Annotated in this window: 18 protein-coding genes; 9 read left to right on the top strand and 9 right to left on the bottom strand. The window is 65.5% G+C overall.

Going from position 1 to position 17389, the window contains the following annotated elements:
• Positions 1–41 precede the first annotated feature (41 nt).
• The 3 genes from ALTAJ2_RS07310 to ALTAJ2_RS19635 form a co-directional block, all read right to left on the bottom strand.
• Positions 42–1160, bottom strand: coding sequence for a tyrosine-type recombinase/integrase (locus ALTAJ2_RS07310; RefSeq protein WP_007109269.1), 1119 nt, complete (start codon positions 1158–1160; stop codon positions 42–44).
• A 221-nt stretch (positions 1161–1381) separates the two neighbouring features.
• Positions 1382–2449, bottom strand: a complete 1068-nt coding sequence (locus ALTAJ2_RS07305; RefSeq protein WP_007109270.1) for a glycerophosphodiester phosphodiesterase — start codon at positions 2447–2449, stop codon at positions 1382–1384.
• 250 nt (positions 2450–2699) lie between these two features.
• Positions 2700–2864: a hypothetical protein gene (locus ALTAJ2_RS19635; RefSeq protein WP_007109271.1), complete on the bottom strand. Its 165-nt coding sequence runs from the start codon at positions 2862–2864 to the stop codon at positions 2700–2702.
• Between the two features lie 260 nt (positions 2865–3124).
• Here ALTAJ2_RS19635 and ALTAJ2_RS07300 point away from each other — a divergent pair, with 260 nt between their 5' ends.
• The 4 genes from ALTAJ2_RS07300 (at position 3125) to ALTAJ2_RS07285 (ending at position 5534) form a co-directional block, all read left to right on the top strand.
• A complete protein-coding gene (locus ALTAJ2_RS07300) occupies positions 3125–3859 on the top strand; it encodes an alpha/beta hydrolase family protein (RefSeq protein ID WP_007109272.1) in 735 nt (244 codons plus the stop codon).
• Between the two features lie 285 nt (positions 3860–4144).
• Positions 4145–4492, top strand: coding sequence for an ArsR/SmtB family transcription factor (locus ALTAJ2_RS07295; RefSeq protein WP_006184489.1), 348 nt, complete (start codon positions 4145–4147; stop codon positions 4490–4492).
• Entirely contained in the window at positions 4489–4800 is a 312-nt protein-coding gene (locus ALTAJ2_RS07290; RefSeq protein ID WP_007109274.1) for a DUF7521 family protein, read from the top strand. Before ALTAJ2_RS07295 ends, ALTAJ2_RS07290 begins: the two co-directional genes overlap by 4 nt.
• 350 nt (positions 4801–5150) lie before the next feature.
• Positions 5151–5534 carry a universal stress protein gene (locus ALTAJ2_RS07285; protein ID WP_007109275.1) on the top strand — a complete coding sequence of 128 codons (384 nt, stop codon included), beginning with the start codon at positions 5151–5153 and terminating at the stop codon, positions 5532–5534.
• A 66-nt stretch (positions 5535–5600) separates the two neighbouring features.
• On the opposite strand, the gene ALTAJ2_RS07280 is transcribed toward ALTAJ2_RS07285, so the two are convergent.
• The 3 genes from ALTAJ2_RS07280 to ALTAJ2_RS07270 all read right to left on the bottom strand — a co-directional run bounded on the left by ALTAJ2_RS07280 (position 5601) and on the right by ALTAJ2_RS07270 (position 9391).
• Positions 5601–6389 (bottom strand): VOC family protein, encoded by a 789-nt coding sequence (locus ALTAJ2_RS07280; RefSeq protein WP_007109276.1) that lies wholly within the window; start codon positions 6387–6389, stop codon positions 5601–5603.
• Between the two features lie 47 nt (positions 6390–6436).
• Complete coding sequence (locus tag ALTAJ2_RS07275) at positions 6437–8134, bottom strand: Na+/H+ antiporter NhaC family protein (RefSeq protein ID WP_007109277.1); 1698 nt, start codon at positions 8132–8134, stop codon at positions 6437–6439.
• Positions 8135–8278: 144 nt separating this feature from the next.
• On the bottom strand, positions 8279–9391 hold the full coding sequence (locus ALTAJ2_RS07270; RefSeq protein WP_007109278.1) for an OBG GTPase family GTP-binding protein: 1113 nt from the start codon (positions 9389–9391) through the stop codon (positions 8279–8281).
• A gap of 229 nt (positions 9392–9620) precedes the next feature.
• On the opposite strand from ALTAJ2_RS07270, the gene ALTAJ2_RS07265 reads away from it, so the two are divergent.
• Together ALTAJ2_RS07265 and ALTAJ2_RS07260 are read left to right on the top strand one after the other, a co-directional pair.
• A complete protein-coding gene (locus ALTAJ2_RS07265) occupies positions 9621–11249 on the top strand; it encodes a hypothetical protein (RefSeq protein WP_007109279.1) in 1629 nt (542 codons plus the stop codon).
• 498 nt (positions 11250–11747) lie between these two features.
• Positions 11748–11951: a VNG_1110C family protein gene (locus tag ALTAJ2_RS07260; RefSeq protein WP_007109280.1), complete on the top strand. Its 204-nt coding sequence runs from the start codon at positions 11748–11750 to the stop codon at positions 11949–11951.
• An 83-nt stretch (positions 11952–12034) separates the two neighbouring features.
• Here ALTAJ2_RS07260 and ALTAJ2_RS07255 read toward each other — a convergent pair whose 3' ends face one another.
• Positions 12035–13330: a tRNA(Ile)(2)-agmatinylcytidine synthase gene (locus tag ALTAJ2_RS07255; RefSeq protein WP_007109281.1), complete on the bottom strand. Its 1296-nt coding sequence runs from the start codon at positions 13328–13330 to the stop codon at positions 12035–12037.
• A gap of 323 nt (positions 13331–13653) precedes the next feature.
• On the opposite strand from ALTAJ2_RS07255, the gene ALTAJ2_RS20415 reads away from it, so the two are divergent.
• From ALTAJ2_RS20415 to ALTAJ2_RS07240, 3 genes are all read left to right on the top strand, one after another.
• The gene (locus tag ALTAJ2_RS20415; RefSeq protein WP_049900316.1) at positions 13654–13851 is read left to right on the top strand and encodes a hypothetical protein; all 198 of its coding nucleotides are present in this window, start codon (positions 13654–13656) and stop codon (positions 13849–13851) included.
• 316 nt (positions 13852–14167) lie between these two features.
• On the top strand, positions 14168–15133 hold the full coding sequence (locus tag ALTAJ2_RS07245) for a transcriptional regulator (RefSeq protein ID WP_050031442.1): 966 nt from the start codon (positions 14168–14170) through the stop codon (positions 15131–15133).
• Positions 15134–15185: 52 nt separating this feature from the next.
• The gene (locus ALTAJ2_RS07240; protein ID WP_007109282.1) at positions 15186–15383 is read left to right on the top strand and encodes a hypothetical protein; all 198 of its coding nucleotides are present in this window, start codon (positions 15186–15188) and stop codon (positions 15381–15383) included.
• A gap of 70 nt (positions 15384–15453) precedes the next feature.
• Here the strand turns inward: ALTAJ2_RS07240 and ALTAJ2_RS07235 are convergent, their stop codons facing one another.
• Both ALTAJ2_RS07235 and ALTAJ2_RS07230 read right to left on the bottom strand, forming a co-directional pair.
• A complete protein-coding gene (locus ALTAJ2_RS07235; protein WP_007109283.1) occupies positions 15454–15711 on the bottom strand; it encodes a glutathione S-transferase N-terminal domain-containing protein in 258 nt (85 codons plus the stop codon).
• Positions 15712–15828: 117 nt separating this feature from the next.
• Positions 15829–17256 (bottom strand): NCS2 family permease, encoded by a 1428-nt coding sequence (locus tag ALTAJ2_RS07230; protein ID WP_007109284.1) that lies wholly within the window; start codon positions 17254–17256, stop codon positions 15829–15831.
• Positions 17257–17389 lie beyond the last annotated feature (133 nt).

Below are 17389 nucleotides of genomic sequence, written 5' to 3'. Positions count from 1 at the left end.
GAATCGTCGGCGAATCGACCGTCACAGACAGCCCGCGTCGTTCACTCCGTCTCCGACTGCTCGTCGCGCTGCTTCGCGTCCGTCTCGAGCGACCGCTGCGTTTCCTGTACCACGATCGATTGCTCGAGGACCGACGCCCGCAGGGTCGGTTTCGACGCCGTCGCTTCGCGTCGGTACACTTCGTCGTGCTCCCGGCGGACGCCCCGCGGCGTCAGGTAGTTCCCGTCGACGTCGACGACGGCTGCCTCGCAGAGCCGCTTCAGGATCGACCGCGCGCCCTCGGTAGTGATCGCCGGCGGGGCGATCGATCGCTCGCGTGCGAGTTCCATCGCCGTCGCGTCCTCGAGCAGCGCCTCGATCTCGCGCTCGTCGTGGCCGCGATCGTCCAGCACCGACCGGACTCGCGCGGCGATCGATGGCGCATGCCCCGTCGGAAACAGCGGCCAGTCGTTCGACGGCGGATCGAGCACGACCCGGTAGCGCCGCAACGGCGTCCGCGCACGGGCGGGAAGCGGCACGTCTTCGAGGCGCTGGGACTTCCCCAGCACGCGGATCGTCCCGGTGTAGAAGTCGACGTCGTCCCAGGTCGCACCCGTGCGTCGGTCGTCCTCCGGGACCCGGAACAGTTCCGCGCCGCGGACCGTCGAGTGAGCGAGGACGGCGACCATCGCGTACTCGCGCAGTCGAGTGCGGCGCTCGCTCGTCGACTGGGCGTCGGCCTCGAGCACCCGCTCGCGGACGTGGCGCTCGAGTTCGCGCCGCTGATCGGCCGTCCAGGAGTCGTCGGATGGCCGCGTGTCGGCGGTCGGCAGTGCGGCCTCGGCGCGGTCGGTCGCCGCGGGGTTTCGCTCGAGGACGCCGCCGCGAACGCACCACGAGAGGAACGCGCGGACCACGGCGTAGTAGGTGCCGGCGGTCGAGGCGGTGTACTCCCCGCGCTCCGTCCGTCGGCGGAGTTCCTCGGCGTAGGCGCGCATGTGGTCGACCTCGAGCGCGAACAGCGACGTGAGATCGTGTTCCTCCTCGAGCCAAGTGGCCCACCGCCGGAGGATCGATTCCGCGTTGGATGCGTAGGTTCCCGCGCCCGAGCCGTCGGGATCGCCGACGGCCTTTCGCTGGAGATAGGCGTCGACCGCGTCGGCGATCGCCACCTCGGTCACGGCGCGATCACCCGCCCCGGTATCGGACGGAGACGCGATCGCGGGCCTCCGCGTCGCCGCTCGTGGCGGGTATCACCGCGGCAAGAACGGATGGTGTGGGGAACGCCACGGATCATTACTCGTTGGATACTGTTCCACGATCCTAAATCCGTGTTTCGGTCTCACGGATCGGAAAAGTGCGACCCGACCACGATCCGATCCGAAGCGCCCTGTCCCCGGAGTCACCGCGTCGCACCGAACCGGAGCACGTCCGCGTGGTCGCTGATGAGCCCGTCGACGCCGGCCGCTGCGAGCTGTTCCCCCTGGTACCACGTCGCGAGGGTAAAGACGTTCACGTCTCGGCTCTCCTCGTGTGCGACGGCGAGGAGATCGATGTCGGACCAGCCGGCTCCGTCTTCGTACCGCTGATCGGCGTAAAACGGCGTTCCCCGAATCATGTGGTAGGGTGGATGAATCGCCTCGGAGTCGTAGCGTCGCGCGATTTCGACACCGTCCCGAACGGAGTTCCAGAGCAACGGCGCGACGGCATAATCGGACGCGTCGCGGGTCGTCGCCAGCGCCGCCTCGTAAAACGACGAGAAAAGATACTCGTGGTGGAAGTCGTCGACGACGTCGAGCACTCGCGCGACGAAGGGCTGCCATCGTTGCTTCCGTTCCTCGAGTTCCGCCGGCGGAAGCGATTCGGCGAAGGCCACGTCGAACGATCCCGGGTTCTTCAGTTCGACGTTGACGCCGACATGGGGCGGAATCGCCTCGAGGACGGACCGCAACCGGGGGACGGTTTCGCCGCTTGCGAGGACCTCGGCGTTCGTGACGGTCGCCGTGTCGGTCTCCCAGACGACGCCCTCGGTGTCGGTGAGTCCGCGCTCGCCGCCGTCGCGATCGGCGAGTCGGCTATCGTGGAACACGACGACGTCGTTTTCGGCGGTCGGAACGACGTCGATTTCGATCATGTCGGCACCGCGCGAGGGGGCGATGGGGGACTGGCCGCCACGAGCAGCGGCGTCGACCGCGCCGACGGTGTTCTCGGGATAGAGGCCGGCGAAGCCACGATGGGCGATCAGGTCCGGCTCGCCGTCGCGACCGATAAATTCGCTCCGGTTCGACTCGTCGTGTCGGCGGTTGCCGGGAGCGTCGTCACCGCTCCCGCGGCCGGGCGTTGCCCCTGTAGCGCCGCCGATTCCGGTCGCCGATGCGCCGGCCGCGACAATAAACGATCGGCGGCGGAGCGCGCCACTGGACGTGTCCGGGTGGTCGGTTCGTCGCTCGTCGTCGTGTGTCTCGGACATCTGCAGGTCGGCAGAACGGGACGACTGGTAAAACGGATTATAATACGTCCGCATAGCACGACGGCCGACTATCCGTGCGAACGGTTTGCAGCATACGTCTCTACACGGCCGATCCGTTCGGCTGGCCGCCGGCGATGGCCCTCGAGAGCGATGCGCCGTTCGGTGTCGCTCGTTCTCGCACCGCCATTCGATATATCGATATTTGATTTATATTGGGCCACAGCGTCGTTCACGATTCCAGCGCGGCGATTCAGGAGGGATGTTGATGTCTGATCTTTTCGGCCGTCATCCCCGGGACCGGCGTCCCGCAGTCCTTGCACTTCCAGTCCGGCGTCGGGACGCCGGATTCCTTCTCGAGGTCCTGTTTGAACTCGATGCGTGCGCCACACGGACACCGATAGGTCGTGCGGGTCATGCACGAACCAACCCGCCGGTGAGCGATAAACGGTTCGCCGGAGGACACCGGTCGCAGGTCCGCGGCCTCGAGTGGGGCTGGTACACCGGAACCGGGACTGAGTCTGACCCCCTCGATCCGGAGAGCTGTCCGTTCATAGGGTCATCCCGGGATCGCTTCGAGCCGACCGCCGCGGTATTTCAGCGTCGGCGATGGGCCGACTCGAGCGACCATCGGGACATAGCTATCAAGGTCCCGGCGGGCGTCCGCCGGGATACGAGATGCCCGAGGCACACCGCATTCCGGTCGGCGACGCGACGACGGACGCCGCTCCGACCGTCGCCGCCGTCCACCACGAGGCCGACTCCGACGACTGGCTCGTCTGGTGCCATGGCCTGCGCAGCGACAAAGCGGGGAGTTACGAGGCCCGGTGTCGCCGGGCTAGCGAGGCGGGATACAACGCCGTCCGATTCGATGCCAGGGGCTGTGGCGAGTCCGACGGCGAGTTCGTCGACTCGACGCTCGAGACGCGACTCACCGACCTCCGCCACGTCGTCGACTACTTCGATCCCCGGACGTACGTGGTATTCGGCTCGAGTTTCGGCGGCAAAGTCGCCATCCACGCTGCCGCCGAGGACGAGCGGGTCGCGGCGGTCGCGACGCGTGCACCCGTGACGACAAGCGAACCGTTCGAGGAGTACCGGACCGTCGTCGAGCGCGAGGGGACGTGGACGTTCGATACCGGCGACCGAATCGAACGGCGGTTTTTCGACGCGCTCGATCGGTATCCGTTCGACGACGTCGTCGGTGAACTCGACGTTCCGGTCGCGATCTTCCACGGCGGCGACGACGCGGTCGTCGATCCGGCCGATAGCTTCGCCGCCGCCGCGCGTCTCGAGACCGACGTCCTCGTCGAGCGGTTCGCAGGTGAGGGCCACCGGTTTTCGGCGGCCGGCGAGCAGCGACTGCGTGATCGACTGTTCGACTGGCTCGCGTGGGCGGACGCTCACCAGTAGCTGTGTCGGTCGAAATCGACCGCCGTCTCGGTTTATCACGCTGCTCCCTCTCCCCTGGTAAATCGGATATCGATATACGAAAATCGTGGTGTGGTCGCTTCCGTTCGCACGGACTGCCCGCGGTTCCGGCGAGGGACCTCGCATCGCCTCGCGTGCCGACGGACGAGTCACGTCTTCGTCGGTAAGAATAAATTCCCTTTCGCGCCCGCGAGGACATAACGTGTTCTCTAGTCCAGAAAAACCGGACCGCTTTTGATATCCATGCCGGAAGGAACAGTTATACCAGTGAGTGAGGAAACTGACCTGTCGACATTGCTTTCGGTTCTCGACGACGAGTACGCACGGGATATCCTCACCCACACGAGCGTCGAACCCATGTCTGCCAGCACATTGAGCGAACGATGTGACGCGTCCCTCCCGACGATCTATCGGCGGCTCGAGCGGCTCGAGGAGTGTGATCTCGTCACCGAGGAGACGGAACTCGCCTCCGACGGCAACCACTACAGCGTCTACAGTGCGAACCTCGACCGACTGGAGCTGTCGCTGGAGGACGGCTCGTTCACTCTCGAGTTGACGTATCGCGAGGAAGACGTCGCCGACAAGTTCACCCGCATGTGGGAGGGAATGCGATGAGTCGAGAGGTCGTCCGGATCGACGAGGTGACGCTGTTCGAGCTGTTGACGATCGCGAGCCTCTTCCTCGTCGCGCTCGTCGGGACGATTATCGCTTATCAGGCCTACCGTGGCTACCGGCGCAACGATGCATCGTCGATGCTCTATCTCGCCATTGGACTCCTCTTGCTGACGCTGTGTCCCTTCCTGGTCAACGTGGTGATGACGACGTTCGTCAGCGCGGATCAGATCGTCATCGCGCTGCTCGAGAACGTGAGTCGACTGCTCGGACTGGGCGCGATCACCTATTCGCTGTACGGACGGCACTGATCGGTTCGTCGCGATCGGCAAACGTGTAGGGCCGAAGCCATCCCGGGATCACCGGTTCCGCTGACAGTGAGGAGGGGGTCGAACGACGCAGGACGCCCCCGCGCGAGGGGGAGTCGCGGGGGCGGAGGGGGCAAGGCTGGCGTCGCGACCCATGGGATGATCGGATGCGGGGAGGCACGGGGGACCGCGAAGGCGTGTGGGGCGGCCTCTCTCGTCCCCCATACCTCCCTATCCGCCCCATCGTATTAGTGATACGAGCGCGTTTTCTGGATCGGAAAATCCGGGCGTTTCGGTCGGACTCACCCGCCACCGTCCACAGGGTTCTTCGAGAATGCCGCCGTAGCGCCGCTATGGAGTACCTCATCGGCACCGATTCCGTCCACACGACAGCGGCGATCTGTGACTACCTCGACGACCGGGTGACCACGGCCGACACCGTGACTGCTGTCGCCGTCCTCCCGGCCGACGAGCCGACGGCGCGCCGTGACGCCGACGAGGCGTTGAACGTCGCTGCCGTTCGACTCGCGGCTGCCGGTGGCGTCGAGACGGAGCGCCGGTCGGGGTCCCCGGCACCGGTGCTCCTCGAGACGGCGGCGGAGGGCGACGTCGACGAACTCGTCATCGGCGCACACGGTGGCGATCCGGACGCGACGCGAGACGTCGGATCGACCGCGCGGCGGGTCCTGGCTGACGCGACCCGGCCGGTCGTCGTCGTTCCGATTCCCGACCTGTAGGGTGGCCGGCGGTTCGAACCATCCGTGTTCGCGGGGACCGTTCGGTCGACCGCGGCCGCGGCGATCCTAGAACGGGAACAGCGAATCGGCCTCGAGATCGCGCTCGATGAGTTCGATCTCGTGGCCGTCCTGGTCTTTGGTGAAGGCGTACATGTCGTCGCAGCTCTCGGGGTCCCGGTAGTCCGCTGCGTCCCGGGTCATGAGTTGGTCCCAGTCGTCGTGGAGGTCGTCGAGGCGGACACAGAGGTGCCCCCAGGCGTCGCCCAGCTCGTAGCTCCGGCCATCGTAGTTGTACGTCAGTTCGACGGACATCGCCTCGTCGGCGGCGTCCGTGGGTTCGACGAAGTAGTTCGCGAAGGTGTCGGCCTCCCAGCGGCCGACCTCGTCGTAGCCGAACTTGCGCGTCCAAAAGCCCAGCGCCTCATCGGCGTCCTCGACGCGGATCATGGTGTGGTCGAGCGACCAGAGCGCCCCGTCATCGCGCTGGACGATCTCGATCTCGTGGCCGTCGGGGTCTTTCACGAACGCGTAGCGGCCGCCACAGGACTCGGGGTCGCGGTAGTCCGCGACGCCCTCGTCCATGAGCTGCTGGTAGTAGTCCTCGAGTTCGCCCTCCGGCACGCGAACCGCGATATGGCCCCAGGCGTCGCCCAGCTCGGGCTCTTCGCCCTCGTTGTGGGTGAGCTCGAGCATCGCCCCGTCCGCGTGCATCTCCTCGGGTCCGAGATAGACGATGGTGAAGCCGTCGCCCTCGTGGCGATCCTTCTCCTCGTACTCGAGGTGGGTTCGATACCAGTCGAGCGATTCCTCGAGGTCAGCGACGCGGATCATCGTGTGGTCGAGCGTTCCGTCCATACGCGAACGGACAGCTGCGCGCTCCAAAACATTGGCGACTGCGGGGCCTACTCGCGGGTCTCCGGCGACTCCGAGTCGAGTTCGGATTCGGAACTGGCGATCTCGGTGGCCGTGGTCGTCGCGGCCGGCTCGAGCCCCTTGCGGCCGGCGTCGACCCTCGAGAGGCCGACGACGAGGCCGACGAGGGCGACGACGCCGAGCGGCAGGAAGACGAGCGGCGGGACGCCGAGATAGCCGTTGAGCAGGTAACAGCCGATGACCACGAGGAAGACGGTCAGGGCGTAGGGCAGTTGCGTGCGCACGTGGTCGATCAGGTCCGCACCGGAGAACGTCGCGGAGAGCACCGTCGTATCGGAGATCGGCGAGGCGTGATCGCCGAAGATCGCGCCGGAGAAGACCGCACCGACGGCGACCGGGACGAGTTCGAATCCGGTCCCGAACTCGTAGGCGACCTGAATGGCGATCGGAGTGACGAGCCCCATCGTCGCCCAGGACGAACCCATGGTGAACGCGACGAAGGCGGCGATAAACAGGATGAGAACGGGGAGCAACTCGGCCGTGAGGTACGGTTCGGCGATGGTGGCGACGTAGTCGCCCGTGCCGAGCGTCTCCGCGACGCTGCTGATCGTCCACGCGAGCACGAGGATCGTGACCGCCGTCAGCATGATGCCGAAGCCGTCGATGACGGTATCGACGCCGTCGCCGATATCGAAGAGGCCGTAGGCGAGCCCGATCGCGATCGCGGTCGCGACCATCGCGAACGAGCCCCAGATCAGCGCCGCCGCGAAGTCGCCCGCGCCGACGATGTCGATCAGTACCTGCGTGAGCCCTGCGTCGTCGATGGCGGCACCGAACGCGGTCGGCGCTCCTGCCTCGGCCTGCGCCGAGAGCCACGACTGATACCCCGTCCAGAAGGCGCTCGCGAGCGTCACCGCGATCAGGACGACGACGGGCGCGAAGAAGGTCCGCAGCATCGGGCGCTCGTCGATCGGCGCGCCCAGGTCCTCCTCGACCTTCTGGAGCGGCTGTGCGCCCTCGCGGTTGACTGCACCCGTCGTCCGCGAGCGGTGTTCGGCATCGAGCATCTCGCCGTAGTCCCGCCCGGTGTAGACGATGATACCGACCATGACGATCGCCAGCAGCGCGTAGGTGTTGTAAGGGATCGAACCCACGAACGTCTCGAACGCCGTCGGTGCCTCGTCCGCGACGCCCATGTCGTCGTACGCGCTACTGATCAGCGACAGCTGGAACGCGACCCAACTCGAGATGCCCAGCGTCGCGACGGGCGCGGCCGTCGAGTCGACGATGTACGCGAGCTTCTCCCGGGAGATGCGGAGCTGATCGGAGAGTTCGCGCATCGTGCTCCCGACGATGGCCGTGTTGGCGTAGTCGTCGAAGAACAACACGAGTCCCAGTATCCACGTGGTCAGCCCGACGGTCCGCTGGGTCTCGAGGTGTTCGGTCGCCCAGTGGCGGACCGCGATCGCGCCGCCGAGCCGCCAGATGAGCGCGACGCCCGACCCCAACAGGAGCGTAAAGACGAGGATCTGGACGTGGAAGCCGTCGTCGACGATGACCGCGCTGACGATCCAGTCGAAGGTCTGTGCGATGCCGAGACTCTCGGTGTGGATGACCGCCCCCGACCAGATGCCGAGAAACAGCGCCAGCATCGGTCGGCGGGTCACGATCGCGAGGACGATCGCGAGCAGCGGCGGCAACACGGAGAGTGCCCCGTACGTAGCCATAGCTGTCTAGTCTTCGGCTCCCCGGATATTATTGACCGTTCCGATCCGACTCGTGTGAATCCCTCGACAGTACCGCATGCGGACCGATCCGAGCGGCAGCCGAGCCGTCGGGTGACGTGTCGTGAACGGGGCGACCGTCCAGGACTAGCGTCGCAGAATCAGTTTCAGCACGTCCTCGTCCTCGAGCACGTGGTCCTTCCCCACCTGCTGTTGGTCGTGGGCCGCGCTGGGACCGGTCACGCGGGCGAACCGGAACCGCTCTTCCATCTCGCCGCCGAGTTTCTCGACGGCCTCACCGACGGTGGTCCCTTGCTCGACGACGAGCGGTTCCTCCCAGTCGATACCGCGGCCGGGTTTGTCCATGTAGACCCGGATCAGTCCGAGCCGCTTCCAGATGCGGTCTTTGAGCACGTCGAGCCCTTTCTCCTCCTCGGCGCTGATGAAGGTGACTGCCTCGGGGTCCAGGTCGCGCTGGCGCAACTGCTCGTCGACCGTCTCCTTGTAGTCGGGATCGATCAAGTCGACCTTGTTGACGCAGGTAATCGAGGGAATGTACTCCCGGTTCTCCATCAGGCCGTCGACCAGCCGATCGATGGAGACGTTCTCCTGGAGATTCAGATCGGCGTTGACGTAGCCGTGCTCGCGGAGGACGTCCTTGATCGTCTTCTCGTCTAAGTCCTGGTCGGTGCTCGAGGTGATCTTGATGCCGTCTTTGATCTTCGGGCGGACCGTGACCTGCGGGGGCTCCTGATCGACGCGGATGTTGATGTCGTACAGTTCCTCTCGCAGCCGATCGTACTGCTCGATCTCGAACACCGAGAGCATGAAGATGATGAGGTCGGCGTTGCGGACGACCGCCAGCACCTGCTGGCCGCCGCCTTTGCCCGCCGCCGCACCCTCGATCAGTCCCGGAACGTCGAGCAGTTGGATGTTCGCGCCACGGTGGTTCAACATCCCCGGGTTGACGTCGAGCGTCGTGAACTCGTAGGACCCCGTCTCGCTCTCGGCGTTTGTCAGCGAGTTCAGCAGCGACGACTTGCCGACGCTCGGGAATCCGACCAGCGCGACCGTCGCGTCGCCGTGTTTCTCGACGGAATAGCCGCCACCGCCGCCCGATCCGGACTGCTGTTTCTCGAGTTTCTCCTTTTTCTCCGCGAGCTTGGACTTCAGCCGGCCGATGTGGGCCTCAGTCGACTTGTTGTAGGGCGTATTGGCTATTTCGTCTTCGATTGCCTCGATTTCATCCTCGAGCCCCATTTGTCAGTATGCAACCGGCCGGGCCGAAAAACCCTTTCGAGACATACGTTGGCGACGCCGCGGTCGGTCGGGCCGACCGCGCGTCGATCGCCGTCGTCTCGAGCGGAACTCGATCTGGACGGCGACATCGCCACCGTTCTCCTCTCGAACCGGACACTCGTTTCCTCGGCCGTGTTCGTATCGCCAACGTTGTGTTAGCTATACCGTCCTATAGAACGTATGACATCCTATGCGACGGCGCGAGTACGTTACGGCAGTGGGGAGTAGCGTGGGTGCCCTCGCGACGACGGGCGTCGGGACGGCCCAGACGGTCGCCCTCGAGCGCGTTCATCCGGTGGAGAGCGAGACAGCCGTTCGACCCGGCGACCGAATCGGGTTCGAAGTGGCGGCGACGCCGGGCGTCGATCCGACGGCGAACGATTGGGAGGTCGACGGATCGGAGGGGGGAGCGATCGAACCGAACGCGCCGTTCTGGAGCTACACCCATATTACGGGGCACCCGGCCGCCTACGGACGGTTCGACGAGTCGGGGACCCACGACGTAAGCGTCACGGTCGATGGAACGACCGTTTCCTGGACGGTCGACGTTACGTCCCGCGCACCGGCGGCTCCGACCCTCGACGTGACGTGTGATCCCGGTCCGAACGCCACGATCACGGTCCGCGACGAGGTCGATGTGACGGCGTCGGCGGCCGACGACTCCGGGCGGCTTCACCGGCTCTTCTGGCAGGAGGGGCGCAACGCCACGTACGTCGATCGAACTGACCTGTCGGGAGCGACGGCGACGACGACGTACGCGACGACCGGGGGGAACGCCATCTGGTTCATCGGCGGCTATCCGATGATCGCGTGGGTCGCCTGCCGCGACGGCCGACTGACGGCCGCACGGACCGACGGGCCGTCGGTCGCTGCGTTCCGGACCGTCTCGATCACCGGAACGAACGCGCCGGTTCGAGCGGGCGACGATCTCGTCGTCGCCGCCGACGTCGAACCCGAGGGCAATGCCACGTATCACGGGTTCGTCGACGTCGAGGTCGACCTGATCGTCGGCCACGACCCCACGCACGTCGACAGCGAGACGGTCGCGGTGTTTACGGGCCACGCCGAGACCGTGTCACTCGAGTTCGCGACTGCGACCGTCCGCAACACGCAGACGTTCCCCGCCCGCGTCGAAACGCGCGACGACACGTCGGTGACCGACGTTACGGTCATCGGGACCGAAGACGGTGGATCACAGGGCCACCTCGAGGTGACCGACCTCGAGACGAACGCGCCCGTGACGGGCGGCGAGTGGCTCGAGGTGACGGCGACGCTATCGAACACGGGTGACGGCCCGGCCGGTCGTGAGGTCGAACTCGTCGTGGGTCACGATCCGACGACGGTCGACACGCAGTCGGTAACCGTCGGGACGGGCGAGACCGCGACCGTCTCGCTCGGCTACGAGACCTATCCCGTGAACAACGACGACGAATTCCCCGTCTACATCCGGACGGGTGACGATACCGCTTCGCAGACGGTGCTCGTCTACGGACGGAACGGCGGCGGGAACGGGCAGTCGACGTTCGCGGTTTCGATTACCGGAACGAACGCACCGGTCAACGGCGGCGAGTGGCTCTCGGTCACTGCTGCCATCGAGAACGTTGGTGACAGCGCCGGAACGCACGATGTCGAACTCGTGGTCGGACGAACGCCCGAGGTCGTCGACGGCGCGAGCGTGAGCCTCGCTCCCGGCGAGACCACGACCGTCTCGCTCGGCTACGAGACCTATCCCGTGACCAACGACGACGTGTTCCCGGTGATGGTGCGGTCGCCGCACGCGAGCGACACGCGGACGGTGACCGTCTACGGAACGGATTGAGTCCCGACCCACGGCGCGACGAGATGGCGGACGAGTACGCCCTGGTGCGTCTGGACATCTTCACGCACCGCTCGCGTCTCTCGTTGTCGAGCCGTCGTCGGCTGGAAAAGGTATTGTCGGTCGGTTCCTCCCGAACGGAGTCGTGACCGCCGAATGCACCTGAGAGTGCAGTCGGTTCGTCGACGGATTCGGTGATCGCTCGCGACACGATCCGACGCCGAGTCTCCCCCCGATGGTCCTGGATTTCGTCCGTCGTTCTTAGTCGCCCCCGGGTGCTCGAGGGGAGACTATATTGCCATATGCTACCGTGGTACATAGCTGGGCTGCATGCTAGCGCCAGTATGGCCCAATCGGCAGTGATGAAGACAGCCCCCGGGGCCACTCCACGGTGGGTTACAGCGGGGCGACTCGTCGAGTTCGGGCCCGACCACTCGGTTCCATTACCGATAGAAACGGGACTTCGACACACATAAACGACCGGCCGGGGATACGATACCTATGCCGAACGCGTCGCGGCTGCGTGACAGTACCCAGATCGTCCTGCCACGGGAGGCACTCGAGGGGCTCGAGTCGCAGCTCGACGACGAGTTCACCGTCACCGTCGTCCCGGAGGGAGAAGACTACTGCCGCATCATCGGCAGTCCCGTCGAAATCAAGGCGGTAAGCGAGTTCCTCGCTCGGCGTGGCGTCACCGTCCGCTGATCGCCGCCCGCCGTGGTCCGACGGGTCCGATCGATCCGTTGGCGTCTCGTCCCCCGAAACGCAACCGGCCGTGTGGTTCGGCGTCACCGCTCCGGATGCGTCGGCGCATCGAACCCGCCCCGAACGAGGGGCTTCGCGATGTGGCGTCGCGCACACGGCGGAACCTCGTACCAGCCGTTTTCGAGGTCGCGCTCGAGCGGTTGCTCGGCTCGCTCCGACGCGCTGGTTTCGCACTCTCGGCAGCGATACCCCTGCTTCCGACCGGCGCTCTCCATCGTTCGCTCGCAGTCGGGACAGATCGGCGTTACCCGCTCGGTCCGAACGAGGTCGCGGACGGCGATCTTCTCGAGTTTGAGCGTGCCGTCGGCGACCTCGCCGCAGGCGGTGATCCGATCGCCGAGGCGGAGCGCTCGCACGCGATCGCGGAACCGCTTCGTCGGCTCGAACGCCGCGCAACTGAGCCGCTCGGCCGCCCGGTCGCCGTCGGCGGCCGGCGGTTCGATGTCGACGAACACGTGGCCGCCGCGACGCGTTTCGGGCTCGCTCGCGACTCGCCCCTCGACGCGGTAGGCCCGTCCGTCCTCGACGGTGCCGATCGAACCGTCCCGGAGGTGGACGTCCGTCCCCTGGTTGGTCACGAACAGCCGCCCCCCGGCAACGGGCTCGCTCTCGATTCGGTCGGCGACCGCACGGACCGCATCGGGATCGTCGCCGCGGATGCCGTGCAGGATGGGGCCGGGCGTGTGGGGGACGCAGACGGTCTCTTCCTCGCCGCGGTCGACGGTGTCCCACACCGAGGGATAGCCGCGATCGGCCGCGGCGAAGACGCTCTCGTGGTTCACGTCACGGGGTGTTCCCCAGCGGTCGGGTTCGCGATACGAGATGTATTCGTAGGTCCACTCCTCGAGCGCCGCCCAGGAGCCGATCGCGGCCAGCGCCCCGATCCGGCCGCGGCCGTCGCCGGCGTGCCACGACCGATAGCCGTGGCGTTCGATCAGAGCCGCGGCGGCGGCCGGCTCGAGGTGGTCGCGGATCGCCGTGCGCGTGAATCGATGCACGTCGGCGGGGATCGCGCCCGCCTCGGGTGCGCGGTCGGCCACGACCAGTCCGGGGTTCGTCCGGTCGTCGTCGGTTTCAGCCAGCGACTCGAGGCGGTCGCGAGCGATCGTGAACGCGCGGGCGGGATCGCAGTCCGTGTGGATCGCCAGCGCGGCGTTGCCCCGCGTCTTGTACTCGACGGCGGGGTTGAGCCGAACGAGGAGAACTCGATGGACCGACCACCCGCTCCGACGCAGTTGCTCGGCGATCCGCGCAGCGACGTACGTCGTACACATCCCGTGTTCGCGCGAGTCGGTATCGTCGAGGCCGACGACGGTCATCGACGATGCTTGGCTGGGGAACGGGTAACACTTTTCGGGAGCGGCCGAACTCTCGCGGTCGGCGCTGGTCGTCGGGATCGAACGGTTCGATCACGTATCCGCTCGGATCTTCAAAGGCGATTCGGGCTTCGGAGTTCGGATCGTGTTGGGCCTCTATGACGATACCGTGGTGATCGATTCGCTCGACCGCTTCGTCGACCTCGATTCTGATGTATGAAACTGAACGTTTCGATTCGGACAGGGCGGATCCGAACGCATCCTTCCTGCACGTTACTTAACTTCAAAAAACACTTCACACCGATACTCTAGTTGCCTCTCACAGTATGTTCCGTTGGTTACAGTCCAAACCGTTCCAACAACAAATCGTGATTCTCGCACTCATTCTCGATCCACTCGGGTTTAGTACGGGATATCTTTTGGCTCCATCGCTCGATATCGACCCTCTCATGGGTGGGGTATACGGATTGATTGCAGCGAGTTTCCCTCTTTCGATGTGGGTTCTGCGCTACGCTAGCCAGTAGGGGGACCAACTGGACGGGTGCCGGGTGATCGAGGGCCGAATCGCCGAGATAGCAGCGACCCGAACGGATCCGACGGTACCGCCAGCGGGATCCGCGGTGCCTCGTTCCCGGTCGGGGTATCCCGTTTCGACAGAGAAGATCCGATAGGGTGCCTGAAGCGGCACAGAGCGGTCTCCACTACGACCAGCGGGAGCGGGGCATCGCCGAGCCGGGGCAACCCGTATATAAGTATACTCCCGGTACAGCGCCCAATCGCGACACGGCACACGGATGCCCGGGGAAAATGTCTTATAGGAGGAATCGCTTACAACCCCCTATGTCCCGCTCCGCACTTGTCGGTAACGTGACCGCGATGTTAGAGGACGCGGGATTCATGGTGAGTGATCGGTGTGCGATCCGGCCGAAGAGCTTCGATATCGCCGCCCGGCGCGGCGAGGATCTGATCCTCCTCAAGATCCTCGCGAACATCGACGCGTTCAACGAGGCGACCGGCCACGAGATGCGACGCCTGGGGACCTACCTCAATGCGACGCCATTGGTCATCGGCCTGCGCAGCCGCGACGAGGACCTGAAACCCGACGTCGTCTACTTCCGACACGGCGTTCCGGTTTTCAGCCCCGACACGGCGTACAACCTCTTCATCGAGGAGGTCCCGCCGCTGATCTATGCCGCCCCCGGTGGCCTCTACGTCAACATCGATGGCGATCTGTTGGCCGACGAGCGCGAGGACCGTGACTGGAGCCTCGGCCAACTCGCCAGCGAACTCGGCGTCTCCCGACGGACCGTCTCGAAGTACGAAGACGGGATGAACGCGTCCGTCGAGATCGCGATGGCCCTCGAGGAGATGTTCGACGCGCCGCTGACGAGTCCGGTCGACGTCCTCGAGGGAGCCGACGATGTCCACGAGAGCGAGGCAACGCCGGCCGATCCCGAAGCGGACCCGGACGACGAACAGGTCGTCGCCGTCCTCACGCGGGCCGGCTACAGCGTCCACCCGACGGCCCGCTCGCCGTTCACGGCGGTTAGCGAGGACGAGGACGACAGCGAGATCGTCCTGACCGGTCACTCGAAGTTCACGAAGGCCGCGGAGAAACGCGCCCGTATCATGAGTTCGATCGGGCAGGTTATGCGGACGCGATCCGTCTACGTCGTCGACCGGGCGAAACAGGAGTCCGTCGACGGCACCGCACTGGTCGAGCGCGACGAACTCGAGACGTTCCGGAACGCCGACGACCTCCGGGACGTCATCCGGGAGCGTTCCGAGCACGAAGAGGCGGCCTGACAGGGGCTCGCGCCGGTTGCATGAACTAACGTCGGCGACTCAGTTAGTACCAATGAAGCCGAATTCCGCCGTCGATGTCGTCAGCGCACGTCGTGGACTCCTCGTCGGGTTCATGGCTGGACTCGGGCTCGCGTTCAACTACGGCACGACCGTCACCACGGCGGCCGATGGAGTGCTGTTTGTCGCCGTCGCCGTCGCGATCGGCTATCCCGTCCTCACGCTGTGCAGCCTGTGTACGGGTCTGTTTTAGTGGGTCCGAGAGGATTCCGGTCTCGCTCCGGACCCGCCGTCGGGCATCCGAACGCGATCGACTGCAGGGGTTACGCCGCGCCGCTGCCGTAGGTCTCCTCGAGGTAGTCGACGATGTCGTCGCTCTCGTTCATTCCCTCGACGCCGTTGGCCTCGTCGGTGATGACCGGAACGCCGGTCTGGCCGCTGACCTTCTCGACTGCCGTCCGCTCGTCGTGCGATCGAGGGACCTCGATGACATCGTACTCGAGCTCGAGCTCGTCGAGCTTCGAGCGGACCTTCGCGCAGTACGGACAGCCGGGGAGTTCGTACATCGTGATGTCTGCCATGCGAGGACCTTGCCGCGGAAGACGTATCAGGTCACCGGTCGACCGGATGGTTGCCGGGATCGCGGGGACCGCGAGTGGATCGGCGGGGTCGCCGAAACCGGCACTCGACGGCAGCCGTCAGAACGAGACCATGCCGGCGTCGACGGCGAAGTAGACGACGAAGTAGAGGACGAACGCGAGCGCGAGCGCCCACTGGCCGGTCGATACGTCGTCGGCTTCGCCCATGGCACCTTTGACGAGCGGGTAGCTCATGATACCGGCCGCGAGGCCGTTCGAGATCGACGCGGTCATCGGCATGACCGTGATCGTCAGTCCGCCGGCGATGGCCCAGGCGGGGTGCTGCCAGTCGATGTCAGTGACGCCCTGAAGCATGATGATGCCGACGACGACAAGCGCGAGATAGGAGGCGTACTGCGGAATGGCGCTGATCAGCGGCACGACGAGCAGGGACAGCACGAAGAGGAGGCCGACGACGAGGGCGGTGAACCCGGTTCGCCCACCCTCTTCGACGCCGGTCGAGGATTCGATGAACGTGGTCACCGTCGAGGTGCCGATCATCGCCCCGACCGTGGTACCGATCGCGTCCGCCATCAGGGGCTTTTCGATTTCGGGAAGGTCGCCCTCCTCGTCGAGGAAGCCGCCGATCTGCGAGACGCCGATGAGGGTCCCGGCCGTGTCGAAGAAGTCGACGAAGAAGAACGTAAAGACGACCAGGACGAAGACGAGCGGGTCCTCGGTAATCATCCCGAGGCCGTCGACGAAGCCGGCGATCAGCGGCGTGAAGTCGTACTGTACGTTCGCGATCAGGCTCAGGAGCCCCTCCTCGGTGACCTGTTCGTAGCTACCGGGCGGCGTGAGCGTCCCCGGGGCGACGACGTCGACGGCCGTCAACGCCCAGCCGGTAACGGCCGTCGCGACGATCCCGATGACGATCGATCCGCGGATACCCCGTGCGTGGAGGACGAGCATCAGCGCGAGCCCCGCGACCGAGAGCGCGGCGACGGCGCTCGTCGCGACGTTTCCCAGACTGACGAGCGTTTCCGGATCGTCCACGACGATCTGCATCTCCTGGAGGCCCAAAAAGAGCAGATAGACGCCGATCCCGGCCCCCACGGCGAACTTGACCGGTTCGGGGAACAGTTCGATGATGTACCGTCGCGCGCCGATAGCGGTCAGAAAGATGAAGACGACTCCCTCGACGAAGACGGCCGCGAGCGCGACCTGCCACGGGACGCCGAGCCCGAGGACGACCGTGTACGCGAAAAAGGCGTTCAGCCCCATCCCGGGCGCGAGGCCGAACGGCCTGTTCGCCCAAAACGCCATCACGAAGATGGCGACCGCCGAGGAGAGGATCGTCGCGACGGTGATCATCTGTGTGACCTCGCCCGAACTGTAGCCCTCCAGTGTGATCGCCTCGCCGAGAATGGCCGGATTGACGACGATGATGTACGACATCGCCAGGAACGTCGTCAACCCCGCGATCGATTCCGTCTCGAGGTCGGTATCGTGTTCGTCGAAGCCGAAGAACGCTGCGAGTGCCCCCATATTGGATGTCCGAGCATAACCACACCGATTAGTTAAGCGTTCTTGTCCGCATCGGGGCAATATATAATCACAATCGTGTATAGATGTGGAACGCGAACCGAACTCGAGTCCGCTCGAGCGGGCTCCGATCGCC

The sequence above is a fragment of the Natrinema altunense genome (assembly GCF_000731985.1).
GTDB classification, from domain to species: domain Archaea; phylum Halobacteriota; class Halobacteria; order Halobacteriales; family Natrialbaceae; genus Natrinema; species Natrinema altunense.
This window is presented reverse-complemented; position numbering and strand designations above follow the sequence as displayed.